Origin of the sequence: Parasphingorhabdus litoris DSM 22379 (assembly GCF_020906275.1) — a bacterium.
GTDB classification, from domain to species: Bacteria; Pseudomonadota; Alphaproteobacteria; order Sphingomonadales; family Sphingomonadaceae; genus Parasphingorhabdus; species Parasphingorhabdus litoris.
The window spans coordinates 1,482,448-1,508,973 of record NZ_CP086727.1; the positions used below are offsets into that span (position 1 = coordinate 1,482,448).

24 protein-coding genes are annotated in these 26,526 nt (G+C 50.9%); 7 read left to right on the forward strand and 17 right to left on the reverse strand.

Annotated elements, in window-relative coordinates:
* Window positions 1–160 precede the first annotated feature (160 nt).
* On the forward strand, window positions 161–2,080 hold the full coding sequence (locus BS29_RS07145) for a putative bifunctional diguanylate cyclase/phosphodiesterase (protein WP_229956511.1): 1,920 nt from the start codon (window positions 161–163) through the stop codon (window positions 2,078–2,080).
* 33 nt (window positions 2,081–2,113) lie between these two features.
* Here BS29_RS07145 and BS29_RS07150 read toward each other — a convergent pair whose 3' ends face one another.
* A complete protein-coding gene (locus BS29_RS07150) occupies window positions 2,114–3,355 on the reverse strand; it encodes a threonine ammonia-lyase (protein ID WP_229956512.1) in 1,242 nt (413 codons plus the stop codon).
* A 60-nt stretch (window positions 3,356–3,415) separates the two neighbouring features.
* Here BS29_RS07150 and BS29_RS07155 point away from each other — a divergent pair, with 60 nt between their 5' ends.
* From BS29_RS07155 to BS29_RS07170, 4 genes are all read left to right on the forward strand, one after another.
* Window positions 3,416–4,291, forward strand: a complete 876-nt coding sequence (locus BS29_RS07155) for an NAD(P)-dependent oxidoreductase (protein ID WP_229956513.1) — start codon at window positions 3,416–3,418, stop codon at window positions 4,289–4,291.
* A gap of 20 nt (window positions 4,292–4,311) precedes the next feature.
* Entirely contained in the window at window positions 4,312–5,982 is a 1,671-nt protein-coding gene (locus tag BS29_RS07160; protein WP_229956514.1) for an amidohydrolase, read from the forward strand.
* 203 nt (window positions 5,983–6,185) lie between these two features.
* Window positions 6,186–6,428, forward strand: a complete 243-nt coding sequence (locus BS29_RS07165; protein ID WP_229956515.1) for a hypothetical protein — start codon at window positions 6,186–6,188, stop codon at window positions 6,426–6,428.
* Between the two features lie 192 nt (window positions 6,429–6,620).
* On the forward strand, window positions 6,621–7,379 hold the full coding sequence (locus tag BS29_RS07170; protein WP_229956516.1) for an arginyltransferase: 759 nt from the start codon (window positions 6,621–6,623) through the stop codon (window positions 7,377–7,379).
* Between the two features lie 99 nt (window positions 7,380–7,478).
* Here the strand turns inward: BS29_RS07170 and BS29_RS07175 are convergent, their stop codons facing one another.
* From BS29_RS07175 to arfB, 6 genes are all read right to left on the reverse strand, one after another.
* On the reverse strand, window positions 7,479–8,777 hold the full coding sequence (locus BS29_RS07175) for an RcnB family protein (protein WP_229956517.1): 1,299 nt from the start codon (window positions 8,775–8,777) through the stop codon (window positions 7,479–7,481).
* A 160-nt stretch (window positions 8,778–8,937) separates the two neighbouring features.
* A complete protein-coding gene (locus BS29_RS07180; RefSeq protein ID WP_229956518.1) occupies window positions 8,938–9,423 on the reverse strand; it encodes a GAF domain-containing protein in 486 nt (161 codons plus the stop codon).
* Window positions 9,424–9,494: 71 nt separating this feature from the next.
* Complete coding sequence (locus BS29_RS07185; protein ID WP_229956519.1) at window positions 9,495–10,274, reverse strand: alpha/beta fold hydrolase; 780 nt, start codon at window positions 10,272–10,274, stop codon at window positions 9,495–9,497.
* Window positions 10,271–10,984 (reverse strand): alpha/beta fold hydrolase, encoded by a 714-nt coding sequence (locus BS29_RS07190; RefSeq protein ID WP_229956520.1) that lies wholly within the window; start codon window positions 10,982–10,984, stop codon window positions 10,271–10,273. Before BS29_RS07190 ends, BS29_RS07185 begins: the two co-directional genes overlap by 4 nt.
* A gap of 117 nt (window positions 10,985–11,101) precedes the next feature.
* Entirely contained in the window at window positions 11,102–12,460 is a 1,359-nt protein-coding gene (locus BS29_RS07195) for a DUF1996 domain-containing protein (protein WP_229956521.1), read from the reverse strand.
* A gap of 151 nt (window positions 12,461–12,611) precedes the next feature.
* Window positions 12,612–13,013, reverse strand: coding sequence for an alternative ribosome rescue aminoacyl-tRNA hydrolase ArfB (gene arfB, locus BS29_RS07200; protein WP_229956522.1), 402 nt, complete (start codon window positions 13,011–13,013; stop codon window positions 12,612–12,614).
* A gap of 364 nt (window positions 13,014–13,377) precedes the next feature.
* Here arfB and ctrA point away from each other — a divergent pair, with 364 nt between their 5' ends.
* Window positions 13,378–14,085 carry a response regulator transcription factor CtrA gene (ctrA, locus tag BS29_RS07205; RefSeq protein ID WP_108809659.1) on the forward strand — a complete coding sequence of 236 codons (708 nt, stop codon included), beginning with the start codon at window positions 13,378–13,380 and terminating at the stop codon, window positions 14,083–14,085.
* Window positions 14,086–14,145: 60 nt separating this feature from the next.
* On the opposite strand, the gene BS29_RS07210 is transcribed toward ctrA, so the two are convergent.
* The 5 genes from BS29_RS07210 to BS29_RS07230 form a co-directional block, all read right to left on the reverse strand.
* Window positions 14,146–14,937, reverse strand: a complete 792-nt coding sequence (locus tag BS29_RS07210) for a metallophosphoesterase family protein (RefSeq protein ID WP_229956523.1) — start codon at window positions 14,935–14,937, stop codon at window positions 14,146–14,148.
* Between the two features lie 101 nt (window positions 14,938–15,038).
* Entirely contained in the window at window positions 15,039–16,220 is a 1,182-nt protein-coding gene (locus BS29_RS07215) for a saccharopine dehydrogenase family protein (protein WP_229956524.1), read from the reverse strand.
* 46 nt (window positions 16,221–16,266) lie between these two features.
* Window positions 16,267–16,821, reverse strand: a complete 555-nt coding sequence (gene dcd, locus BS29_RS07220; RefSeq protein ID WP_229956525.1) for a dCTP deaminase — start codon at window positions 16,819–16,821, stop codon at window positions 16,267–16,269.
* A 58-nt stretch (window positions 16,822–16,879) separates the two neighbouring features.
* Window positions 16,880–17,572, reverse strand: coding sequence for a glycoside hydrolase family 25 protein (locus BS29_RS07225; protein ID WP_229956526.1), 693 nt, complete (start codon window positions 17,570–17,572; stop codon window positions 16,880–16,882).
* A gap of 65 nt (window positions 17,573–17,637) precedes the next feature.
* Window positions 17,638–18,120 (reverse strand): UPF0262 family protein, encoded by a 483-nt coding sequence (locus tag BS29_RS07230; protein WP_229956527.1) that lies wholly within the window; start codon window positions 18,118–18,120, stop codon window positions 17,638–17,640.
* 166 nt (window positions 18,121–18,286) lie between these two features.
* On the opposite strand from BS29_RS07230, the gene BS29_RS07235 reads away from it, so the two are divergent.
* Window positions 18,287–19,786 (forward strand): replicative DNA helicase, encoded by a 1,500-nt coding sequence (locus BS29_RS07235; protein ID WP_229956528.1) that lies wholly within the window; start codon window positions 18,287–18,289, stop codon window positions 19,784–19,786.
* Window positions 19,787–19,837: 51 nt separating this feature from the next.
* Here the strand turns inward: BS29_RS07235 and BS29_RS07240 are convergent, their stop codons facing one another.
* The 5 genes from BS29_RS07240 to BS29_RS07260 all read right to left on the reverse strand — a co-directional run bounded on the left by BS29_RS07240 (window position 19,838) and on the right by BS29_RS07260 (window position 26,526).
* On the reverse strand, window positions 19,838–21,925 hold the full coding sequence (locus BS29_RS07240) for a putative bifunctional diguanylate cyclase/phosphodiesterase (RefSeq protein WP_229956529.1): 2,088 nt from the start codon (window positions 21,923–21,925) through the stop codon (window positions 19,838–19,840).
* A 356-nt stretch (window positions 21,926–22,281) separates the two neighbouring features.
* On the reverse strand, window positions 22,282–23,532 hold the full coding sequence (locus tag BS29_RS07245) for a flavin monoamine oxidase family protein (protein ID WP_229956530.1): 1,251 nt from the start codon (window positions 23,530–23,532) through the stop codon (window positions 22,282–22,284).
* A 163-nt stretch (window positions 23,533–23,695) separates the two neighbouring features.
* On the reverse strand, window positions 23,696–24,484 hold the full coding sequence (locus BS29_RS07250; protein ID WP_229956815.1) for a phosphoadenylyl-sulfate reductase: 789 nt from the start codon (window positions 24,482–24,484) through the stop codon (window positions 23,696–23,698).
* Window positions 24,477–24,902: a DUF934 domain-containing protein gene (locus BS29_RS07255; RefSeq protein WP_229956531.1), complete on the reverse strand. Its 426-nt coding sequence runs from the start codon at window positions 24,900–24,902 to the stop codon at window positions 24,477–24,479. The genes BS29_RS07250 and BS29_RS07255 overlap by 8 nt, the downstream gene beginning before the upstream one ends.
* Complete coding sequence (locus tag BS29_RS07260; RefSeq protein ID WP_229956532.1) at window positions 24,895–26,526, reverse strand: nitrite/sulfite reductase; 1,632 nt, start codon at window positions 26,524–26,526, stop codon at window positions 24,895–24,897. The genes BS29_RS07255 and BS29_RS07260 overlap by 8 nt, the downstream gene beginning before the upstream one ends.

Here is a 26,526-nt window from a genome sequence, read left to right on the forward strand (position 1 = left end):
CAAACCGTTTTCGTTCCGTTTGCTTTGATAGCCAGATATGTTGCAGGATGTAAAATAATTCAATGCCTTACCACTTGTTAAGTGTTTACTGACTAACGCGGTAGCAGTCGATCACTGTGGGGAAAGAACGACTTTAACCTCGTTAGCTATGAATATTACTGTGACCAGCACTATTCCTAAATCCACCGCGTTCATTGATGCGGCCGCGGAGCAGGCCTATCGGCCAATTGTCAAAGCATATTTAGGTGCTGCTGCCCTTTATTATGCTATTATGACATTTGTCCATTTCTGGACAATAAATGGCTCAAATTTGGTAACAATGGCAACGGCGTCGATAACCGCCTGTGGAGTCTCCATATTTGCCTGGCGGGCGCTGAGCCGACCGTTAGAGCTTGTTAAGCGTGAGCTGCTGGTGGGCTTGGTCAACCTGCTTGTTCTGGCAAATGTAATGGCCGCAATGCACATTGAACATGCTCAGGAAAACCTTCTCTACTTCATCATGATGGTGATGGGCTTCGCTTTTGTAAGCGTCAGTATGAGGCAGGCGTTTCTATCCATAGTCGTAGTGCTTGGTTGCCTTTTTCTGGAATTGGTTCAGCACTATCCCGAGCAATTGGTAGTGTATAGCTTTATAACAGTTGGTGCAGCATTTAGTACCGCTACATTGTCCTATTCGTTGCGTCGATCCATCCGCGCCGGTGCTATGGCGAGAAATGAAGCTGAAATCAAATTGGAAGAAGCTCAAAATCTTGGTCAAAAAATGCGGCATTTGTCGCTTTCGGACAGCCTTACGGGATTGCCAAATCGTCGTGCATTTTTTGAGGCGTTTAACCAGTATAAAAAAGGAACAGGAAGCGACAACGGCTCTTGGCTGGCCCTACTCGATCTCGACGGCTTCAAGGCGGTAAACGATATGTATGGCCACATCATGGGCGATGAACTGCTCAAAGCCGTTGCAAAAAGACTTCAAGGCTATTGCGGAGAAGAGGCTCATGTAAGCCGCACCGGCGGAGACGAATTTAGCATTCTTTTGCTTCGTGACGGTTCGAGCGAGGACATCGAACTGTGGTTGCAAAAATTGCTAGATGTTATTGGCGAGATTTATGAAATTGATGAAAGGTTGATCCCGGTTTCAGGATCCATTGGTTGCAACCGGATCGTCGACGATACGATGGAAACACAAACCATCCGTAATGCCGACTTTGCGCTTTTACATGCCAAAAAACATGGGAAAAACAGAGTGGTTGTTTTTCATGACGAGCATGCAAAAGAGGCGGCAGAGCGCTTTCAAGTAGAGCAGGCGCTCCGTGCAGCCGATTTTGACACTGAAATCAATCTGGTTTTTCAACCCCAGTTCGATCTGGGCAAGAACAAAATCGTTCGGGCTGAGACACTAGCACGCTGGGAAAGTCCAGTTCTTGGGAAAATTGGACCGGATCAGTTTATCAAAATAGCGGAAGAAAGCGGCTTAATTGCAAGAATCACACTTACCGTTGTGGGAAAGGCGCTTCGTGTTCTAAAAAGCTGGGAAGACCCGATTCCTCTATCTATAAACCTATCCAGCCATGATCTTATATCGGATCAGGTTATAGACCAGATTGTGAGGCTAGTTTCCGAGAGTGGGTTGAACCCGTCACTGATCGAATTTGAGGTTACCGAGACGGCGATGATGGTAGACCTAGAGAAGGCAAGTACCAATCTCCTGCAATTGTCAGATATTGGTCATCCCGTTGCACTGGACGATTTTGGAACCGGTTACTGCAATTTCAACTATTTGCGATCCCTTCCTATCAGTAAGCTCAAGGTGGACCGCTCTTTCATGGAAAATGTCGGTGATCCAATGACTGAAAAAATTCTGCATTCGCTGGCTGGAATTGCAAAAACACTCGACGTTCACTGCCTGCTGGAAGGCGTTGAGAATGAGTTGGAACTGATTATTGCCAAACGTGTTGGACCGCAGTCGGTACAGGGATATTTATTCGGTGAGCCCATGAATGCAACAGAGCTTTACTTGCATGTTGAGGCACAGAATATCATGGAGAATAAAGGCGATAGAATGTCACAAGTGGTCGGCGGTTGAGCTGCCCGAAATACATTTGCAAATACTGGCTTTCTAGTCTGCCAGTTCCACCTGCCGTACGTCATAACCAGCTTTGTTCAAATCGATGATCAGGCCATCCAACTGTTCCTTGTCCTTGGCCTCGCACTCGATATCGGTGATAAGGCCCTTGGCAGGCAGGTTGGTGAAGACGCGTTGGTGATAGACCTCGATAATGTTGACCTCATGCTCGGCAAATTGCTTCACGACATTATATAGCGCGCCGGGCTGATCACGCAGATGCAGCCGGAGGCGAGCGAGGCGACCGGAGCGAGCGAGGTCGCGTAGGAGCACATTTGCGAGCAAGCGTGTATCGATATTTCCGCCGCATAGGACCAGGCCGACTTTTTCACCCACAAACTTGTCCTTGTTGCCGAGCAGGGCGGCGAGACCGGCTGCGCCTGCGCCCTCGACAACAGTTTTTTCTATCTGGAGGAGGAGGCTTACCGCGCCTTCCAACTGCGCTTCGCCTACCAACAGGATTTCATCGACGTATTTTTTGATCACTGCGGCAGTGAATTCAGACGGATTGCGTACAGCAATACCTTCCGCCAATGTGTCGCCGCCGGCGGTCACATCCTTGCCATTTATTTTGCCATACATGCTCGGATAAAGCGCGGCTTGCACGCCAGTCATCTTGATACTGGGCTTCATGGCGCGCGCAGCTGTCGCCATCCCGGCAAATAGGCCGCCGCCGCCGATCGGAATGATCAGGCGATTGAGATCGGGCACTGTTTCGAGCATTTCAATTGCCACCGTGCCTTGGCCGGCAGCAACACGGGGGTCATCAAAGGCATGGATATAAGTCAAACCGCGCTGCGCGGCGAGCTCCATCGCATGCGAATAGGCTTCATCATAATTGCCGCCTGCCATGACGATTTCAGCACCATGGCCGCGTGTTTGTTCCACTTTCACCATCGGCGTTGTGGTCGGCATGACAATGGTCGCGGGGATATTCAGGTTTCTGGCGTTATAAGCCAGACCCTGAGCATGGTTGCCAGCCGAGGCCGCGATTACCCCGGCCGCACGTTTGTCTTCATCCATCAGCAGCAAGGCATTGAGCGCGCCGCGCTCTTTGTAAGCCGCGGTAAACTGAAGATTTTCAAACTTCAAATAAACTTCCGCACCGGCCATTTCAGACAGGGTAATGCTCTTCAGCGTTGGTGTTTGCACGATCCGATCCCGGATACGAGCATGGGCTGCCTTGACATCATCATGGGTAAAGGTCGGGAGCGGTGCAGTATTTTCTTCTGTCATAGTGCGAAGGCCCCTAACGCATCTGGTCAATCAGGGAAACAATGATTATGCGAAGAGCCTATGGCAAAAATAGCATTTATCGGAATTGGCGTGATGGGTGGTCCCATGGCCGCGCATTTGGCACGCGCCGGGCATGACCTGACAGTTTATAATCGTACCCAGTCAAAAGCGGAAAACTGGGTTACGGAACACGGCGGAGCTTTTGCGCAGAGCCCTGCAGAAGCTGCCAACGAGGCGGAGATCGTGATCAGTTGCGTGGGCAATGATGATGATTTGCGATCTGTGACGATGGGGCGTGATGGCGTCTTTGCGGCCATGCAAAGCGGAAGCCTTTTCATTGATCATACCACTGTATCTGCGCAAATTGCTCGGCAATTGTCGGTGGAGGCGCGAGGACGCGATATTCATGTTGTTGATGCGCCGGTTTCTGGCGGGCAGGCGGGCGCAGAAAATGGCAAGCTGTCCATCATGTGTGGTGGTGACCAGGCGGCTTTTGACGCTGCAGAGGCTGTAATGAGTATCTATGCTGCCCGGATTGTCCATGTCGGCGGGCCTGGGGCAGGGCAAACAACCAAAATGTGCAACCAGATTGCTATTGCCGGTGTGCTGGAAGGATTATCTGAAGCTTTGCGTTTTGCCCAGGCGAGTCAATTAGATCTCGACAAAGTCTATGATGCGATTTCCGGTGGAGCGGCACAAAGCTGGCAGATGGATAATCGCTGGGCAACCATGGCCAAGGATGAATTTGACTTTGGTTTTGCCGTCGATTGGATGCGCAAGGATCTCGGTCTGGCGCTAAATGAAGCACGAACCAACGGATCAACCTTGCCGGTTGCCGCCTTGGTTGATCAGTTTTATGCCGAAGTACAGGCATCTGGTGGCGGCCGTCATGATACCAGTTCACTGGTATCGCGCTTGCCCAAGAGCAGGGATTGATTGGGGTTTAGGGGATAGTGATGCGAATTTTTTCTAAAGCGAGAGCTAGTGCTGCCTTGTGCGTAAGTGTCATGTTTGTCAGCGCGCCGGCGCAGGCCGATAGTCTGATTGAGAATGTGAATGGCATGACTCTTAATGAAGAGGGCAAGGTCATTCGTTTTTCTGCGATGGTCATAGACGATGACGGCAGGGTAAAGGAATTGCTGGATCGTAAGGATAAGCGCCCCAAACAGGTTGATTTTCAATTTGATGGAAAAGGCAAAACTCTGATCCCCGGATTTGTTGATGCCCATGGTCATGTGATGGGGCTCGGATTTGCTGCACTGACACTGGACTTGTCGGGGACGAAATCTCTCGCGGAAGCACAGCAGGCGCTGCGCAAATATGCTGACAAATATCCTAACCGGCCGTGGATTATTGGCCGCGGTTGGAACCAGGAGACGTGGGGGCTCGGCCGATTTCCAACTGCCACAGATATTGATGCGATCATTCCTGATCGACCGGTTTTTTTGGAGCGTGTCGATGGCCATGCCGCTTGGGTCAATAGTATTGGAATGAAAGCCGCTGGCATCACTGCGGCTACCAAGTCTCCATCCGGCGGAGCCATCGAGAAAGCAGGCGGTAAGCCGACGGGGGTCTTCGTTGACAAAGCGCAGGAGCTCTTTGCGAAAAGCATCCCCGCACCTCGCCCCGTGGAAAGGGACCTGGCGCTTATGAAAGCGCAAGAGATATTGCTGTCGCAGGGGGTGACCACGATCGCAGACATGGGAACGTCGATGCAAGATTGGCAGAGTTTTCGTCGCGCTGGGGACAAAGGCCAACTGAAAGTTCGGATCATCTCTTACGCGGGTGAGATTGACAATATGATCGCTATTGGCGGGCCAGGCCCATCGCCCTGGCTTTATGAAGACCATCTCAAGCTGGCTGGAGTGAAGCTCTATATTGACGGTGCTCTGGGATCGCGGGGTGCATTGCTCAAGCAACCTTATGCTGACAAACCGGCGGAGAAAGGGTTGGCGTTGCTAACATCAGCTCAACTCAAGAATAAAATGAGCAGAGCGGCAATGGATGGTTTTCAGACAGCCGTCCATGCGATTGGTGATCAGGCGAATGAAGAGCTTTTATCGGCTATCGAAGAGTTGCAATATACGTTCAAGGGTGACCGGCGGTGGCGGATAGAACATGCGCAGATTGTCGATCCTGTCGATCTCCCTAGAATAGCCAAGACAGGAACAATTGCTTCGATGCAACCCGTGCACCAAACGTCCGACCGATTGATGGCAGAGGCGCGTTTGGGAGCAGGTCGTTTGGACGGCGCTTATGCTTGGCGTTCGATTCTCGAATCGGGGGCGAAATTGGCCTTTGGTACAGATGTACCGGTTGAATCTTCCAACCCCTTTGCCGGTTTGGCGGCGGCGATAACCCGCGAAGATGCAAATGGCGAACCTTTTGGTGGCTGGTTGCCTGCGGAAAAACTGACGCGCGAACAGGCATGGCAAGCCTATACGGTCGATGCCGCTTACGCTGCCTTTGCAGAAGACAGAATTGGCAGCCTGACCAAGGGAAAACGTGCGGATTTCTTGATAATCAGCGATGATCTGATGTTGGCGACCCCGCAAGCAATTCGCGATATCGTTGTAGAGCAGACCTGGGTTGCGGGACGGCCCGTTTATGTCACAGAAAAGCAATGATTATCGAAACGTCTCGCTATTCAACTAGCTCGTCTATTTTTACGGTTTAATACTTGCCTTTGATGCGAACCAACCGTAAGGAGAAATTGATGACGGATGCAAGTAATAAAGAGTCGCGCAACGTTGTTACCCCTATCGGGGATTGCAAATCGAGTTTCGAATTGCTTCTTCGGTAAACGTTAATATTCTGATTGGAGTATATAATGAAGTTCACTAAATTGGCAGCTTCCGTAGCAGCCGTTTCCCTAATGACTGCGCCAGCAATGGCACAGGCTGTTCAGAGTACAGCTCCAGTTGCAGAACGCATCGGCGCTACCGCTGATACCGAAGCACAGAAGCTTGAAGGCAGCTCCGGCATCATCATCGGCGTTTTGGCTGCTGCAGCTGTAATCGCTGGTATCATCATCATTGCTGATGACGACGACGATGATCCAACAAGCCCCTGAGGCCTGATACGATATTCTTAAAAACGGGGCGTTTTCGTCCCGTTTTTTTTGTCCTGTTGAACCAGCTTTGATTGCGTATCGCGCCCTGATGACAACGATTTTTACATCATGGTAAATTACCTTTTCATGTTGGATTACAGAAGGCATATTAGGATCACCGATTCTTAAACAGATAAATCAAGGCTCCCATTTGTGACTGCACCGGTTCGTTTTCCTCGTTTTTTCGTGACCAACCCCAGTCCGTGTCCTTATCTGCCCGGCAAAAGCGAGCGGAAAGTTTTTACCGAGCTTAGTGGTCCACATACTGATGAGCTCAACGACGCCTTGGGACGCATCGGCTTTCGTCGCAGCCAAAATGTCGCCTATCGGCCAAGCTGCCTTGATTGTAAGGCCTGCGTTTCAGTCCGTGTACTGGCTGACGAGTTCACTCCAAATAGCACACAGCGAAAGTTACTCAGGCGGAACCAGGACTTAGTGGTGGAGGCTTGCGAGCCTTGGGCCACAGAAGAGCAATTTTCTCTTCTCCAAAACTATCTTTCAAAACGACATCCCGGTGGTGGCATGACCGAAATGGATGAGATGGACTATTCCGATATGATCGAACAGTCCCCGGTTAAAAGCTATGTTGTGGAATATCGTGAGCCTACCACAGACGGATCAAAAGGTCGCTTGGTCGGTGCCTGTCTAACGGATCGGCAGGGCGATGGCCTTTCAATGATTTATTCTTTTTTTGATGCGGATCATCCCGATCGGGCCGGTCTCGGTAATTTCATCATCATGGATCATATTCTGCGCGCACGAAAAGCGGGCTTGCCATTTGTCTATCTCGGCTATTGGGTAAACGGATCAAGCCGGATGGAATATAAGGTTCGTTTTCAGCCGCTCGAGCAGTTGGGCCCTGATGGATGGCGGCGTTTTGATCCAAAATTGGGTATAAAAAAGCCAGCCTGATCCATTGAATTTTAAGCCTTAAGCAAGCTGCCTTTCAGCAAAAAGCCGCCGATCATCTCTGATCCGCGGCTTTTGACTATTTGAGGATATAGCTTCTGGTCAGTCGCAATAAAGACAACATTCTTGCTGACAGCCTTTTACTGGCGCAGACCGTTTCGGTTTGGCCTTCCACACTCTTTTCGGCGCAGACTTCCAGCGTTTCTTTGCTGGCTTGGCCTTGGTGTAGACAACTTCTTCGTCGATGTAGGTCGTTGTTGTCGTCACTGGAGCAGATTGAATGACGATTGTAGTAACGGTTGGCTGGTAATAAGCAGGATAATAATATCCGCCGTGCCATCCGCTCGGATAGCGATGCTGTGGCTGATATTGGGGCGTCCGCGAATATTGTGGTCGTTCGCCATATTTCTTCAATAGCTTCCGGCATCGATCTGTACCCTGATCAATGGCTGCGCCAGCCAGCGCGCCAACGCCGGCACCTATTAGTGATCCACCAAGCCGGTTGCCGCGTCCCGCAATCCGGTTCCCGGCCAATGCGCCTATGGCACCGCCGACAACAGCTCCGCCGATACCGCTACTTTTCTTGCAACGCTCCAAATAGGCTAATTCCTCTTCCCTGCGATTATTACGCTTTGCGTCATAGCGAGGTGGTTCATAGTCGGTGCCAGCGCGTACCGGTCCTTCGCTGCTCCAATGCGGTCCCTCTGCATGGCTTCCACCAACTTGCGCTGCATCGCCATTGCCAATGAAGGTACCTGAATATTGGCCTTCATAAATCTTGCCCTCAGCATCGCGATACGTGCCCTGCCAGTCTCCCTGATAGCTACCATCTTCTTGATAAGCGCCGTCCCAGTCACCCTGATAGATGGAAGATCCGCCATGTGCGCCCGATGGGGTTGCTACGACCTGGTCATCGCCGATCAGGACGCTGGTGTCATAGGTTGCCTGACCTGCGCGATATCCATCGTTATAACCTTGATTATAGCGATCCCAGTCAAGATTATGGACGCTGTCATAAACGATGCCGCGGCGATCGGTCAGTACAGCATCATCATAATAGCGCGACCATCCATAGCCATAAGCCGGACGGCGCAAACCATAGTTGCTGTAGTTAGCAATGTAGAATCTGGGCTGGATGAAGGTGCGGGGCAGAAGAAATCCGCGAAAGGGGCGCCTGTAGCCTCTGCCATAACCAAGCCGACCCAATCGAACCCGGGCGCCGTCCCGGGATGTGCGGTTGGCTAATTTTGAGTTTTGCGCGCCAGCAACCAAAGCCATCGGTTTGGTAAACGAGATGTCCAACGCTGTATTGCTCTCAGGTGCCGATTCGATGGCTGCGGAGGCAGTCGCTGGCATCAAGGCCATCGCGCCAGCCAAGCCAGCAAATAAAAGGGTCTTCATGGTTAACAACTCCCTGTTTGAAGCACGCGTCCTGCGGGCTCCACCGTGAATAGGTTAACCAATTGTTACCATTTTTGGCGCGATGTGGCCATTAGCGGCTTGTAAAATAGGGATGATTTTGGAGACTGTCTCGAAATGGGTCAATTTCATTGACGGGCAGTTAACCAAGCCTGTTAGCGATTGCCGCAATTAAGCTCATCATGCGGGCTTCGTCTTCCTGCGAAAATCTATCGGCCAATGGGCTGTCCAGATCCATTACCGCTATAACCTTACCCTCTTGGCAAACAGGGACTACCAGTTCGCTGCGGCTATCCGCATCGCAGGCGATGTGACCGGGGAAGCTGTGCACATCGGCTATGCGTTGAACGCTATTTGTAGCAGCCGCCGTTCCGCAAACGCCTTTTCCCATCGCGATGCGAATACAGGCGGTTTTGCCCTGAAACGGACCAAGCACGAGCTCATCATTGATCACGCGGTAAAAGCCCGCCCAATTCAGATCAGGAATATATTGCCAGATCAGCGCTGAGATATTCGCCATATTGGCGATAGCATCAGGTTCATTGTCAGTCAGGGCCTCCGCGGCCGCCACCAGATCGCGATATAAAATGTCCGTAGACTCATTTTGGGAGATTGAAAATTCATGCATGCTAGTTGCGCTATCAACTTTTAGTGGTGGCGTCCAAATCAATATGATGGTCTGTGCTGGTACGTCACCATTTATCTTCCAATAGATTCCAATGGGTCAGGGAGCACCTGTTCGTTCAACCACGCGCGAACCGTATTAGCGAATAGCTCGGGATCTTCACCGCACCATCCATGTCCCATATCCGGAACCTGCATGGCCTGGCAATTTTGCATGTCGTTCTGAAAGAGAGCCAGATCCTTTAGAATTATCGGATGTTCTTTTGCGCCGGCTAGAAGTAGTGTTGGTGTTGTAATGGCTGAGATTCGCTCTCTCACATCGTACTCGGCAGCTAGCCTTCCGACTGCGCGCATCGTCTTGGGGTTAGCATTGGGGCGACCGTTTTTGTCGGATACCAGACTATAGTCATCTAGCCCCATCATTTTGACCATCTTTTCACGAAACCAGCGTAGTCGCATCAGCGGCGAAGATAGGGTGGTTGCCAGGATCATTAAACGTGCATGGGGCATTCCTCCGGCATGAACACCACTAACCACAGCACGTTTGATGCGTTCGGGATGCCGGATGAGCAGTTGTAAGCTTGTATATCCGCCCAGCGAAAGGCCAACCAAATATATAGGCCGGTCATTAAATAAACTGGTTATCAGGTCAGCAACATCATCTGCCGCCTGTTCCAGCGAAACCAAAGGGCGGTTGGCACTTCCGCCGTGGCCGGGGAGGTCCGGAATGATAGAATAAAACTCCGGCATCCTATCGACAATGTCGAGCCACATCCGTCCGGTAAAGCTGCCGCCATGGAGGAAAACGACGGGCAGACCTTCCGGATTTCCACGCGATATGTAGTGCAGAGTCATTTCTTGTCACCCAGAAAACCGAGAACTGTGGTGTAAAATCGTTCGGCATTTTCAACATGGATCATATGGCCGCCTGACAATGTCATTAGTTGTGATGAGGCTATTCCCTCATGAAATAGCCGGGCTCCGGCATGTGTCGCTTTATTGCGCTCCCCGATGACGACCATAGTTGGGCACTGGATTTCTGCTAGATGAGGACGGCCATCATATCGCATCGCGGCAGTCAGCCCGTCCTGTATGCCTTGTACGGTCATGGACCCGATCTGTTCGCGAAGATGGTTTTTGACTTTTGCTGGCTCTGAAAGGCCGGAAAGCCAAGCCAGTCGTTTCGGACTGATATGGCTCATAACCGCTTTGGCAATCCGAGCGATCCAGGTGCTGGCCGAGGATTGTAAAACCGTTGGTACAGCTTCAGCCAGTACCAATGCGCGGACCTTGTCAGGATGACGGGCAGCCAGTTCCAATGCAACCATCCCACCAAGCGAATGGCCGACAAGTGCAAAACGATGAGGGAGATGGGGGGCGATGCTATCAGCATAACGTTCAACCGACGGCTCGGGAATACATGGATTCTGGCCGTGTCCCGGAAGATCCGGTTTCATTCCTGGGACATCAGATCGCCATGTGCGGCCAGATAAACCGGCGCCATGAAGCCATATTATCGCGTCAGTGCTTTGATTTTCGCAATCGTCATCACCGGTGGTGACCATAGGGGATCTGCTTTCGTCAATATGAACCCTGCTAGGATGTCCGTATGACGTGACGCATTGCTATAAGCACAACAGAATTATCAAGCCAAGCAGGATTTAGACTGCTTGGCTTGAATATCAGGTTGAAGGACGTTTCGGCGCAGCTACCAGACGCGGATTGGCTTTGGTTGTATAGCCATCGAAAAACTTCAATTGTTCACCATTGCCAAGATCTCCCCCGGAGCAATTCAGCAACTTGTTAATACAATTTGCTGTCCATTTTTCCATGATCGTATCGTCCCAAGCGCCAAACCAATCGGAATGGAAGGTTGATCCTGGAATATGGGGCATCATGCCGGCCATGCGGTCTGACGAAAAATACCATGTTTCAGCCATAGGATCGAGATTGCCGGTACGATCCAATGTATCATCGGTCGTGTACCAGGCTCCCAATGTAAATGTAGGCACAACATAAGGATGTGTGTCGGGACATTTTGCATAGCCCCAGTTTCCGTAGGAAGGCTGGGCCATATGAGAGCGGTGGTCTGGGCTATCCAGATTGACGCCGTCCCAACATGGCGGTGCGGACAATATAGCACCCAATTGCGCACCCGAAGGGCAGTTTACTGCTGCCTCGGGAATATTGGCATATGTGCCAGGTTTTGCGCCTTCGCCTTGGCAATTCAAATGAAATTTCGACCCATTTGCAGGATCCTGCATATTGTAGCCAAAGACGTAACGCAGGCCGCGGGGCAGGGCTATACACGCTTTACCCATGCGTTGGCATTCCGGATCATCATCGGGGCGGCGCTTGTAATAGATGGAAACATAGTCAGGCATGACGACCTGGCCTTTGCCGTTCATCATTGACGGTATCCAATATGCCGAACGGTTCAACATATTGTTACAGGTGCTTTCGCCGGTTGTGCGCAGCGATTCATATGTCGAGTTCGAATCTGCCTTGGTGTTGCCGAAAAACGTGTGCAAATGCGATTTTCCGGGCTGTCCTGGATAGACGATAGGATCGTCATAAGCATTGTGGCTTGGCATACAAAGAAAGCGGAAAGCGCCAACAACATCAGGGGCAGCGCTTACTGGCACATCACCGTGACCCCAAGAGGGCTGAAGATAGTCGTCAACGTTGAAGTTGCTTGGAATAGATGGCAGGCCGGATAACGAGCCAGCGAGAACGGGGTCTGGTGTAGGAGCCGGTGTCGGGCTTGGTGTTGGCGTCGGACCATCGGCTGTTGGGGGCGTATCGTCTGGCGCACCATTATCGTCTGGGGTTGGACTGTCAGCCGGGCCCGGACTATCGGTGGGCGTAACGGAAGGTCCAGCCGGAGCGGCTGCTGCCGTATTGGGCAGCGTTACGCTGCTGTCACTGCTTTCAGCTGCTCCACCCGATTTACAACCGGACAGGCCTGCCAGAGCAATCGCCAAAGCTAAAAATACGGGTTTCGATTGCCGCTCGGCAAATATGCTTTTTATATTCTTCATGATCAGGGGCATTAGGCATGATCATTTAATCGGTACTGTTGACCTATGGTTAACCAATATTAAGCATAAGGTGTAACGCTCTGTAATTAAGGTGGATTCTTTGATTCTGAGGCAGGTCGGTAATTTCCAGAGTTAAGAAGTGCCATGTCGATCAGTCTAAACTTGGTTTCCCGCGCATCTTCTTCACGTTCGATTTTCTCTTTTTGGAATCCACTCTCCGCGCTTTGGCTGCGCGGCTTGGCCGTGTCTTTATACGACGAGCGTCACGTTGATGTGCAGCGGTCAACATTTCATCAATCCGTCTGCGGGCCTCAGCACGATTGGCTTCGCGCGTTCGGTGTTCGCGTACGGTAATAACCAACTCGCCGCCACTGGTCATTCGTCGTCCGGCAAGCTCGCGCAGTTTCCGAAATGCAAAAGGGGGCAGGCGTAGTGCATATATATTCACGCGCATCTGGACTGCTGTCTCGACCTTGTTAACATTTTGTCCGCCGGGTCCCGATGCAGCGAGAAAGGTTTCACTTATGGCGCTTGCGGGAATATCAAAGGTCATGGGAGTGGCTTAGTCGATAAGACATGCGCAGCAAAGGGGGCAACATATGGGAGTTGTGCACCCAATTTTGCCAATGGAGGTAAAGTGATTTGCAGCCAAATTCATCAGCAAATTCATTTTCATGACCGATTTTTCGATGCTTTTTTGGAAGAAAGTTAATTTTTTTTTTCGAGTGATGTCAGAGTCCTGAAACGACTCATTTCTGCGGCTTTCAGACTCATAGACCCTCTCGCGACTCGTGCTTAATCCTAGATTAATCTAAAATTAACCTTTTACGTTCATCTGTCTTATGGTTAATAAATGATCGAGGGGCTTCGGGAGTGTACCCGTTGCTGGTGCGTAAATTAAGAAAAGGGGCTGCCCAATGCGTGTGCTGCTGATTGAAGATGAGCCAACAACTGCAAAGGCAATTGAGCTGATGCTGACGACCGAAGGCTTTAATGTATACACAACCGATCTGGGTGAAGAGGGCCTCGATCTGGGTAAGCTTTATGATTATGATATCATATGTCTCGACCTTAACCTGCCTGACATGCATGGTTATGATGTTCTGAAAAAGCTGCGTGTCGCCAAGGTGCAGACACCTGTTCTCATTCTTTCCGGTATCAGCGAGATGGACAGCAAAGTGCGTTCATTCGGTTTTGGTGCCGATGACTATGTAACCAAACCTTTCCATCGCGAAGAGCTGGTCGCCCGTATCCACGCTGTTGTGCGCCGTTCCAAAGGCCACTCACAATCTGTTATTCGTACCGGCAAGCTTGCCGTGAACCTTGATGCCAAGACAGTTGAAGTTGATGGCAATCGTGTTCACCTGACCGGTAAAGAATATGCGATGCTTGAGCTGCTCTCCCTGCGTAAGGGCACAACGCTCACCAAGGAAATGTTCCTCAACCATCTTTATGGCGGCATGGACGAGCCGGAACTTAAAATTATCGACGTGTTTATTTGTAAGTTGCGTAAAAAACTGGCTCTGGCCTGCGGTGGTGAAAACTATATCGAAACCGTATGGGGTCGCGGCTATGTTCTGCGTGATATGGAAGAAGAGGCCGGTCACGAAGTTCAGGTCGCTTAAGACTTTCTGGTCACATTACCCAAAAATAATCGGCGGGATCCATCGGGTTCCGCCGTTTTTTTATTGTGGTAGTGCAGTATCTAGGTACCAGCGCTGATCGCCTTCTAGCGCCAATGCCGTTAACTTTTCCGTATAATAGGCGCCGGTATCGATCCCAATGCGATTGCCCTTTTCAACGACATCATCGTTGATCGTATGGCCATATACGATCACTTTCTCATGAGCTTCCTTAGCTGAGAGAAATTCCTCCCTGATCCATCGCAAGTCCTTCGGTTTTTGTTCATCAAGTGCGACGCCAGGTCGAATGCCGGCATGGACAAAGGCATAGTCGCCGACGACGATCTGATTTTCAAAATCCTTTACGAAGTCAATGTGATGCGTTGGAATTAGCTCCGGCAAACGTTCAGCCAGACCGGCATTGTCGAGATCCATATAATCCCGCATGCTAATCTCATAGCTTAAGATCGTTTCCTTGCCACCAATCCGGTTGAAAAAGCGAGTTGCCTTTTCATCGCCTGTCGCCGCTTTCAGATAAACTTCCTCATGATTGCCCATCAGGAACCGGACATCGCCCAATTCGTTTTTGAGCTGGATCGCTGTTTCAATCACACCAGAACTATCTGGACCGCGATCAACCAAGTCACCAAGAAAGATGATTTCGCTGCTGATATCACCGCGTTTGGCATCATCGTCGATAATCTTCTCGATAAGCTGTTGCAGCAAATCGTTGCGGCCGTGAACATCGCCAATGGCGTAGATACGTCGCCCTTCCGGGATACAGGCTGTGTCCAGGGGGCGAACTTCAGATTTCTTACTAAATAGGCGCTTTAACATCGTGCCAACGAACTTCATTCCATTCCGAAAAATTCAAGAGGCAGACGCTATTTCAGCGCCCGCCTCTTTGTCCATATAGTATTTATACCTGAACGGGTAATTTAGGGATTTTGTACCCTTCAGCTTTCCACGGTGAAGCTGAGGCCGGCATTGGCTTCAAGACGCTTAATCAGTTTCTTGCCCATCAATGCGCCGGGTGTCCAAATTCCGCCACCATGGTTGTTGCCGTCTTGCGCTATGCAAAGCGCCGCTTCTGCAATCATCTTCGAGGTTGAGCCATAGCCAGGATCCTTATCACCTTTGACGCAGAGACTGGCGGTTTCGCCATCGGCAGATTCGCCGAGGAAGATGACATCATAATAGCCATTTTCACGTTCTTCCTTCGTGGGGCCTTCGCCAGGTTTTGGTGCATCATCACCGCTTAAGGGATTTGCTTTGGCCAGCATTTCTGCGGCCTGTTTGCCCATTTCACCAGGGCTGGTGACAACCATCTCATCATATTTGAAATCTTGGCTGTAAGGGAAATCGAGCAGGAAGTTGGTCCGATGCACGTTCTTGGTATTGATCGGTGCCATGATGAATGGTGCGACCCAGCTATCCAGTGTTTTATCAATTTTTGGGATCATCATATTGGGCTGATCGGGGCCTTCAAAACCTGGTGTGAGGCCAAAACTACTCGCCAGAATTTTGACGAGGCCCGGGTTTTTGGCAATGGCTTTCATGGTTTCTTTCAGGCTCGCAGCGGTTCCACCGGAAAACGTACCTTCCATAGCACGAACGCGGCCTTTGATGCGTGTGGCTGGTTTGCCATAGCGATTGTCCATCTCTTTTTGCAAAGCCAGGACGCCCAAGTCGAAAGGAATAGAATCAAAACCACAAGAAAAACAAATCTGGGCTCCAGATTGCTCAGCGGCTTCCTGATGCTCGTCAATCTTCTCTCGCATCCATCCGGGCTCACCGCAAAGGTCGACATAATGGGTGCCATTTTTGACACAAGCGGCCACTAGTCCATCACCATAAAGCTGATAAGGTCCGACGGTGGTCAGAATAACGGTCGCACGGCTGGCCATCATATCGATGGAGGCGGCATCATCAGAGTCAGCGACGACCAAAGGCGTGTCTTTTGGGGCATTAATCAGGTCGCGTACTTGTTCCAATTTTTCCATCGAACGCCCCGCCATGGCCCATTTGGGAGCATCGCCTCCGACACCATATTGTTGCGCCATATATTCGGCGACCAGACGTCCGGTGTAGCCGGTGGATCCGTAAATAATGACATCAAATTCGCGTGTGTCGGCCATGAAGCCCCTCCTGATAATCGGTTGTGTTTCGGAACGTGCTTATGACCTACAGCTTGGGCAGAGTCACGCCTCTTTGCCCCATATATTTGCCAGCGCGTTCAGCGTAGCTGGTCTCGCAAGGCTCATTGCCTTTAAGGAAAAGGAATTGGCAAGCGCCTTCATTTGCATAGATTTTGGCGGGCAGGGGAGTTGTGTTGGAAAATTCCAATGTCACATGACCTTCCCAGCCTGGTTCCAGCGGTGTTACATTCACAATTATACCACAGCGCGCATAGGTCGATTTGCCAAGACAGATAACGAGCACATCGCGCGGTATGCGAAAATATTCCACGGTACGGGCCAGCGCAAAGCTGTTAGGCGGAATGATGCAGCAATCGGTCTTACGATCGACAAGGCTGTTGGCATCAAATTGTTTGGGGTCAACTACCGCACTGTTTACATTGGTGAATATTTTGAATTCGTCGGCCACTCGTGCGTCATAGCCATAGGAAGACAAGCCATAGCTGATACAGCCATCACGTTTTTGCCCCTCAACAAAAGGCTCAATCATGCCGCTATGCTTGGCTTCCTGGCGGATCCATCTGTCGGATAAAATGCTCATATCTTTTCGTATCTCCGGGGATTCGGCTGTTGGCGTTTAACGCTTCATGCCAGCAAGCTTAGGGCCGTACAACATTCCAATTAACCGGGCCATCAATACCGCTGACCCGGCGCATATCGGATGCGCGCCACATCACCCATGGCTTGGTTGCATAATCAGGGGGAAAGAAGTTTCCTTCCAGCCAGAATGTTCGGTTGATGCCGCTGCTGATACTATATTCTTCCTCGAATTCTCTCGAAACAACAATGACAGCAGGCTTTCCACTATGCCCCTCAATTTGGTTGAGAAACGTGTTGAGCTCGCTCAGCACCAGAGCGCGTCCCGGACGATCCTTGCACCCATCATCATAAGCAAGGCGCACGGCTGGTGGCAGAATGTTTGGTTGTCGCGGCACCGTGGTCACAAACATGGTCGCTTGATCAGTGGCCAACCGGCATAAGCTATATTCATGAACTGCTCCGTAGCGAATGCCTGCCTCACGAGCACCCTTTATGTTTTGCGCGAAGTTTGAGTCACGATCCTCTGCGCCGTTGGTGGCGCGGATATAAGCAAAGTCAACGCCGGTTGCACCAGCGACATGCCAGGTTATTGGACCATGGCTTGCATCCACCGAGATACCCTGAACCGGATATTGATCGCGCGGTGGCGCCCACCCTACCGCGATATTGCGCAGTACAAACGCGATCACCAGCAAGACAATGATGATCAAACCGAGCCGCAGCAGGGTATTTTTCCTGTTTTCTGTGGACACCCTATTTCCCTGACCCGTTACTCAACTGGCCGATCAATCAGCCGTAACGATTGGCTGAGAATCAACTAATTCTTGATATGCAATACACAAATCAAAGTGAAGAGGCGACGGGCGGTTTTAAAGTCTACCTCAATTTTTCCATCGAGCCGTTCCGTGAGCAGCTCCGCGCCATGATCATGTACACCGCGCCGGGCCATATCAATGGTTTCGATCTCTTGTGCGGTGGCTTTGCGGATAGCTTGATAATAGCTGTCGCAAATCGCGAAATAATCGCGGATGGGTCGGCGAAATCGGCCTAGAGCGAGGATCAATGTTTCAAGCGGTTCGCCGCTTTCACGAGCGATTGCGAAAACCAGTCGACCCTCTTGGACACTGAGGTGCAGCTTGTAGGGACCATCATAGCCATCATCATGTTCACGCAATGGCTTGAAATAATTTTCTTCGATCAGGTCGAAGATTGCAATGCGCCGCTCTTGCTCAATATCGGCATTGCGCCACAAGATGGTCGCTTCGTCGAGTTCAACATTGATGATGCGCGGATCGGACATTCCGGTTCTGTTGCCGCAGCGGTGAGACAAGGACAAGTTTTTTTGCAGCCGGATTGTGAAACAGAGAACTTTATCCACAGGACTGTCCCATTTCTGTCCCCGCTTGTTTTTGAAAATTTACGCGATCGCCCTTGCTCAGAATCGCTTGAGCGTGAATGATAGGGGCATGGCCGAGCTCGTTCGTTTTGATGCAGTAGAAGAAGAATCCCAGCGCCTGCCGCGCAATGTCGAGGCAGAGGCTACGTTTTTGGGCGCATTGTTGATCGACAATCGGGTTGCGGAGGATGTGCAAATAAAGCTACGACCGGAACATTTCTACGAACCGCTGCATGGACGTATCTATGAACAAGCGTTGAAGCTCCTGGATCGCAACATGGTGGTCACACCGGTTACCTTAAAGCCTTATTTCGAGGCGGATGAGGCTATGAAGGTACTTGGCGGTCCTTCTTATCTCGCCAAATTGACCGGAGACGGTGCTGGTCTGATCGGCGCACGTGATTTTGCCGACCAGATCTATGATCTCGCGCTGCTTCGGGAATTGGTCAACGTCGGGCGGACGCTCGTCGATAATGCTCTGGATACCAGCGAGACTGTTGATCCCAAAACCCAGATAGAAGAAGCAGAATCGTCTCTCTATCGGGTGTCTGAAGGCGAAGCGCAGGAAGGTGGTGTGAAGTCCTTCCTGGCGGCGTCGACCGAAGCGCTGAATAATGTCGAGCGTGCATTTAATAGCGGCGGTAAGGTTTCCGGTATTACGACCGGCCTGACGGACCTCAATGCAAAAATGGGCGGCCTGCACAAATCGGATTTGCTGATCCTGGCCGGACGTCCCGGCATGGGCAAAACCTCGCTCGCCACCAATATCGCGTTTAACGCCGCCAATCGCTATCGCCGTGATGTTCAGGACGGGATTGAGCCAGAGGATTCGCTGGGTGCAAAAACAGCATTTTTCAGCCTGGAAATGTCGGCGGATCAGTTGGCGACCAGAATCCTTTCTGAGCAGGCAGAAATCAGCTCAGAAAAACTGCGTATGGGCAGCATCAGCCGGGACGAGATGCACCGGCTGGCATTGGCCTCACGAGAGTTGCAGGATTTGCCTCTATTCATTGACGATACACCGGGACTGACCATTGCAGCGCTTAGAACAAGAGCGCGGCGGCTACAAAGGCGCAGTGGTATCAACTTGATCGTGGTTGACTATCTTCAACTTCTACAAGGCTCCGGTCGATCCAGTGACAACCGGGTGAACGAGATTTCTGAGATCAGTCGGGGACTCAAAACACTCGCGAAAGAGCTCAACTGCCCAGTGATCGCGCTTTCGCAGCTTTCCCGCCAAGTGGAGAGTAGAGAAGATAAACGGCCACAATTGTCGGATTTACGGGAATCCGGTTCGATCGAGCAAGATGCCGATATCGTGATGTTCATCTATCGCGATGAATATTACCATCTCGCTGTGAAGCCAGATGATCCGGATGAAAATTCGACTGAGGAGCAAAAGGCGAAATATCTCGCATGGGAGACTGATCACCAGGGTAAGGTTGGGAAAGCCACAGTGATTGTCGCGAAAAACCGGCAAGGTAGTACGGGCAATATCCAGCTAAGCTTCTTGAGCGAATTCACCAAATTTGGTGATTTGGCCTATGGCGATGGGCCTGATGATTATTGATTGGTATTCCTCGCCTGAGGATTGAAAACAGATAGCGATTTTTCACCACGATTATGCGCTTTTTTGGCGCTTTCTTATGATATCTTCTTGATTTTTTGGCTGCGCGACTGGTGTCCCGGTGATGGGATAGATTGTGTCGCTCGACCGTAAATCAGTACACGCATTCAGGTCTTCCGCACGTCCATAGAGGAACCCCTGCACCAGGTCACATCCTTGCCGGCGCAATTCGTCTACTTGTTCCTGCCGCTCAACACCTTCGGCTGTCGTCGTCATGCCGAGATTCTTTGCCAGTGTAATGACGGAACGGATAATCGCTCGGCAGTCCTCTCTTGTGTCGATCTCGCTAACAAAACAGCGATCGATTTTGATTTTGTCAAAAGGAAAACTGCGCAGATAGTTTAGAGAACTATAGCCTGTACCGAAATCATCCAGAGAGATTTTGATGCCAAGATCCCGTAGCTGATGGAGCAATCGGATGTTGTCCTCGCTATCCTGCATCAACACGCTTTCGGTTATTTCCAGTTCCAACCGATCCGGCTGAAACCCCGTCCGTGCCAGAGCATTGACTATGGTCGATACCAGGCTTGGGCTGCGCATCTGTAAAGGTGATAGATTGACTGCAACGGTCAGGTCATCGTCCCATGAAGCCGCGTCTTCTATGGCTTTACGGATGATCCATTCGCCCATTTGAATGATCATGCCGGTTTCTTCTGCCACTGATATAAACTCATCCGGCATTACAGTGCCGCGCTCGGGATGCTTCCAACGCAACAAAGCCTCATAGCCGGTTTTGTTCATTGTATTTATATCGACCAGCGGTTGATAATGGAGATGCATTTCTTGAAGGCTTAATGAGGTGCGAAGATCCAGTTCTAGAGCTCGGCGCTTTTCAGCCGCGATATCCATACCTTTTTCAAAAAAGACAACACGATTGCGGCCAGCGCGTTTTGCCGAATAAAGAGCAAGGTCGGCATATTTGAGAAGCTTGTCTGGGTCTTCAACTTCCGGTTGCCATTTCGCGACGCCGATACTTACCCCGGTAACAATATTATGGTCATCGATTATGAATGGTATGCCAACTTCCTGCACAATCAGATCTGCAATTTCCTCCGCCTGCAAAGCCTGTTCGCCGGTAAGCAACAAAGCAAATTCGTCGCCACCCATACGTGCCAGCATATCTCCCGGCTGGGCCAGAGTTTCCAGCCTTCTCGATATTTTCTGAAGAAGTTTGTCGCCGATCGGATGACCTAATGTGTCATTGATAGCCTTAAAATGATCGAGGTCGAAAAAGGCCAATGCTATGTTGTCACCCTCTTTGGCTCTGTGGATCGTGCGATTAAGCGTATCATTGAAAAGCCGCCGGTTTGGCAGATCGGTCAAGCCATCAAAATGTGCCATATAGCTGACTTTTTCTTCGGCAGCTTTTTGAGCAGTGATATCTGCAATTACGCCGCGCATTGCGATACTTCCGCTGCGTTTGGTCGAGTCGGTTGCGCGTGCACTGATCGTCCACCACCGTCTTTCACCGTTGACATTCACAGCAACCGGCACATCTCTGAAAGAGCGGGTTTTGGTGATCTCGTTGATAAGATGCCAACGGTCTTCCTTGTTCTCAAAAAGGGCGATCAGCTGATGTCCTTCAAGTTCCGCTATCGAACGTCCTGCTGCCTCCGCAAATCGATCGCAAACATCAATCAAGAAGCCTTCACGGTCTATTGAGAAGAGCCAGTTTGCTGATTGTTCTTCAAAATCGTTGAGCAGCAATTTCACCGTTTCTGCTGATTGTCTGCTTTCTTGCCGTGTCAGCAGCTGGTTGACAAAGCCGTTAAAGATATCAACGCCATTTTTGTAGAGAACCATCGCAAACATGGACAAAAGGATCAAAGCTGCATAGCTGTCGATCCCGCCGCGCGCGATCAGGCCAACTGCCAGACAAACGTAGATGACAAGAATCCATGCGCGAGAGGCCTCAGAAAGATGGCGATAGGTCAGCGTTCCGGCACTTAGTTGGCCAGCCCCGATGACCGCTAGCAAACCAAATTGGCTGCCGAAAGCTATTGTCAAAAGGCAGGCGATGCAGACGCCCCAAAGAAACGAATAGATGGCGGCGTTGAATGTCAGGCGTCGTTTCAAACGCAAAGCCTTGCCTCGCGATATATTGGATTTTTGCGCTTGATGTCCCAAGTATAGGCGATGGATTGAGGCGCCTAGCAACAATAGATTCCAGCATATTAAAACGGTAATAGGGAGCTTTTCGTAAAATAGTGCTGACGTAACAAGAGCGGCAACCGCATTCGAAAAAATCGCGGTTTTGATAGACTTGCTATGCTCGCTCAGCTGCTCCCGGGTCACAAGATCGCGATCTGACTGATCCAGGTAGCGCAGGCTATTCTTTTGATTTAAAATAAACCACATCACCGTGTCGCGTAGCGGTGATATATTTATAAATCGTTATTTTACATTGATTTACCTGATCTTTTTCTTGAGGCAAAAGCTCAATCGCGTACATATTGACCATTTAAGGTTTCTAGAACCCGTTTGGCGGCTTTCGCACCTTCGTCCATAGCGCCTTCGACGTAACCCGGAAAACGGGTTGCGATTTCGGCGCATGCGAAAGTGACCTGATCTTCGAAACGGCGAAGAATAGCATCGGGTTTTAGCATGGACCCAGCAGTCACGTGGGCATTATAAGCTCCGCCAACCCAGGGATCATCGACCCAGATACGTTCGGTAACACTGATCGGATTTGCTGCTTCGTTACCAAATAGGCGAACGAGAACCGGTTTGATTGTTTCCCATCGATGCTCTTCAGACAGGCTTGCGAGCTTCCGTGCATTCGGGCCACCCACAAAAGCGGTGAGGTTAGCTTGCTCACTACCTTTCTTCGTAGTATCTGCCGTTGCGAAGCCAGATAGGTCAACTGATGTACTGGTACCCGATAGCCCGAAATCTCGCCAGAACGGATGATTGTAGGACATCATGAATTTGATTAAATCTCCGGCTTTGTAAGATTCCAATGCTTCGTGCGACCAGTGATCCGGCGGGACAATGCCTTTCGCCACCGTCGGCGGAACAGCGACAATGACAGCTTTGGCCGTTACCGAACCGCGCGTTGTTTCGACAATAACCCTATCGTTAATCGTCTGTATTGCGGTGACTGGCGTTTCAAGAATAATTTGGTGCGCAATGGGTTCCGCTAATGCCGTTAGCAAAGCTCCAAATCCCTCCGCTATCTCGAGTTCCCAGTCGCTATTATAGGAATCATAGCGTTCGGCTACGTCCGCCGCATGATCAAATTGTAGCTTGTCTATTGGTTGTCCCCAAAGCTCTTCGATATTGGATCCTATAATTTTTCGGGTTTCGGCGGTTATCGACATGAGGTCTACCGCATCAGCAACGCTTTTCCCTGGATCACTCCGCAACTTCGAAAATTTTGACCATCGGCTCTTTGCCTTCTCGAATGTTCTTTCAAGCTTCGCAATTGCTGCGCGCGCTGAAGATATATTTGCACCATCGCAGAGATGACGACCAATGGCAGGGAGCGGGAGCAGATTGAGGCCCGCTCGATTGATCGCAGACAATAGGTACTTCATATCGCCGTTTAGCGCCTGGGCGCCATGTTCGATAATGTCACCCTTTTGTGTGTATTCTGTCTGAATGCGCCCGCCAATTCGATTTTGCGCTTCAACCATCAGAAAGCTGATGCCAAACTCTTGCAATCGACGTGCGGCGGCCAGACCCGACATGCCTGCTCCCACGATAACAACGTCAGTTTTTTCTGGGAGTCTTTGGCGCATCAGCTTGTTTGCTCGAAGAGGGGAACTGATGCTTTACGATATAGCCCGATATCGGTGGATCAATATAGTCTAGGACTAACCACTACCGAAAATCGACGAGCAAGCATTTGTGCTAAAAAATGGGATCGTTGGCACTATTTTCATCTTCATCTGCAGATGGCAATGGTGTGACATCCTCATGGATACCGCACTCGGTTTTGTCCCAACCGCGCCAGCGACCCGCCCTGGGGTCTTCGCCAGGCTTTACCTTTGACGTGCAGGGGGCGCAACCGACGGAGAGATAGCCTTGTGCTTCCAGCGGATGGCGGGGCAGATCATGCTCTTCAAAATAAGCGTCCAGATCCTCTTTGACCCAGTCGCCGAGTGGGTTGATTTTCAATCGGCCATCTTCGACTTCGAAGCGGGGCAGGTTTTGCCGGGTTGCGGACTGAAATGCCTTACGTCCTGAAATCCAGCTATTCAATTTGGCTTTGGCGCGCGCCAATGGTTCAACCTTGCGAATTTCGCAGCAGCCATCCGGGTCGAAAGACCAACGCAGTTCATTGCCATCCTTTGCGGCCAGAACAACAGGGTCTGGCTTCACCACATTGGCATTTTGAATGCCCAGTGTTTTGATCAACGTTTCACGATATTCCAGTGTTTCGGGAAACATTCTGAGCGTATCAACAAAGGTCACCGGAATAGAAGGGTCGGCTTTGGCAACCAGATCAAGCAAGACAGCACTCTCTGTTCCAAAGGACGATACAACCGCAACTTCGCCAAGATTGCCCTCTTCGAACAGGGTTTTGAGCATATCTGATGCATGCACACCTTCAAAACGGGCGTTTAAGGCATCGGCGTCTTCCTGAGTAAAGTCAGGCCGCGCGTCGATAATATCAATTTTGCGTGCTGGCTCACCCATGACGACGCTTCCATATGGGGGCACGGCCATCTGTTGTTGCCTGATAGACTTCGTCATAGAGTTCGAGCGCTTTGTCCATGACCTTTGGATCAATAGGCGCATCAGGGGCGAACGCATCGAAACCGCAGCGGCGCATATAGGCGATCTGATCGACCAGCACGTCACCGCTGGCGCGCAATTCGCCTTCATAGCCTGCTTCGCGCAATATTTGTGCGGCGGAATAGCCACGACCATCGCCGAAGACAGGGAAATCAACTTCAATCAATGCCAAGCGTTCTAGTAGCGGAAGCAGCAGCCGGGCATCTTCGCCGGCCTCGATCCGTACAGCAGTGGCATTGGACTGATCCAGAAACGCGTCCAGCGAAACCGCTGGTTCCTCATGGACGTCGTCATCGCGAAAACGGATTGCCTCAACCATAAATAGCCTCCTTGAACGCTGCCATGCCGACGCGGCGATAAGTGTCGATAAACCGCTCATCATCTTGTCGTTCTTTCAGATACAGGTCGGTGACGGTTTCAATGGCATCGATTACGCCATCTTCATCAAAGCCGGGGCCGGTAATTTTGGCCAAGCTGGTATCTTCGGCAGCCGATCCGCCGAGCAGTAATTGGTAATTTTCGGTACCCTTTCGATCCACACCCAAGATACCGATATGGCCCGCATGATGGTGCCCGCAAGCATTGATGCAGCCGGATATTTTGAGCTTTAACTCACCCAATTCGCGCTGACGACCGAGATCAGCAAAGCGCTCGCTGATCTTCTGTGCCAGCGGGATGGAGCGCGCATTGGCGAGGCTGCAATAATCGAGACCAGGGCAGGCAATGCTGTCGGTGATCAAGTCGAGATTGGCAGGGGCTAAGCCGGCTTTATCGAGTTTTTGCCAGAGGGAATAAAGATCGCTCTTTTTTACGTGAGGCAAAACGATATTCTGGCTGTGCGTAACGCGCATTTCGTCAAAGCTATATTGCTCGGCAAGATCGGCCATGAGATCAATTTGCGCTGATGACGCGTCACCAGGAATTCCGCTCTTTGGTTTCAGACTGATCGTCGCAATGGCATAGCCGGGTTGCTTATGGGCGACCGTATTCTGGTCCACCCAAAGATTGAAATCGGGATCGGATAAATCGAGATCGTCGCTCGCATTGGTGTCAAAGGCAGGATCAGCAAAATATTCAGTAATCCGGGCCAGTTCTTCCACCGGTGGATTCAGACCCAGTGTCTTCATATGGGCGAATTCTTCTTCGACCTGACGGGTATATTCTTCTTTGCCCAGTTCATGGACGAGGATCTTGATCCGCGCCTTGTATTTGTTATCGCGCCGCCCGTAACGGTTATAGACGCGCAAGCATGCCTCGGCGTAGCTAATCAGCTCATCTGCAGGTACAAAATCACGGATTTCCGGAGCGATCATTGGCGTCCGGCCCATGCCGCCTCCGACAAAGAATTTCGCGCCCAATTCGCCGTCCTTGTGAACGAGCTGGATCCCGATATCGTGCAGTCGCATCGCCGCGCGATCTTCGTCGCTGGCAATCACCGCGATTTTGAATTTGCGGGGCAGATATGAAAATTCAGGGTGAAAGCTCGACCACTGACGCAAAATCTCTGCCCAAGGACGCGGATCAGCGATCTCGTCGGCTGCTGCTCCGGCATATTGGTCAGAGGAGATATTGCGAATGCAATTGCCACTGGTCTGGATGGCATGCATCTCGACAGAAGCAAGGTCGGCCAGAATGTCCGGCGCATCTTCCAGCTTGATCCAGTTATATTGAATATTCTGACGGGTGGTAAAATGCCCATAATCGCGGTCATATTTGCGTGCGATATGGCCGAGCATGCGCATCTGCTTGCCGTTCAGTGTGCCATAGGGGATAGCGACGCGTAGCATATAGGCATGCAGCTGCAGATACAGACCGTTCATAAGCCGCAGGGGTTTAAACTGGTCTTCGGTCAGTTCACCGGCGAGGCGGCGTTCCACCTGATCGCGAAATTCCGCAACCCGCGTATCGACCATTTGCTGGTCATATTTGTCATATTGATACAT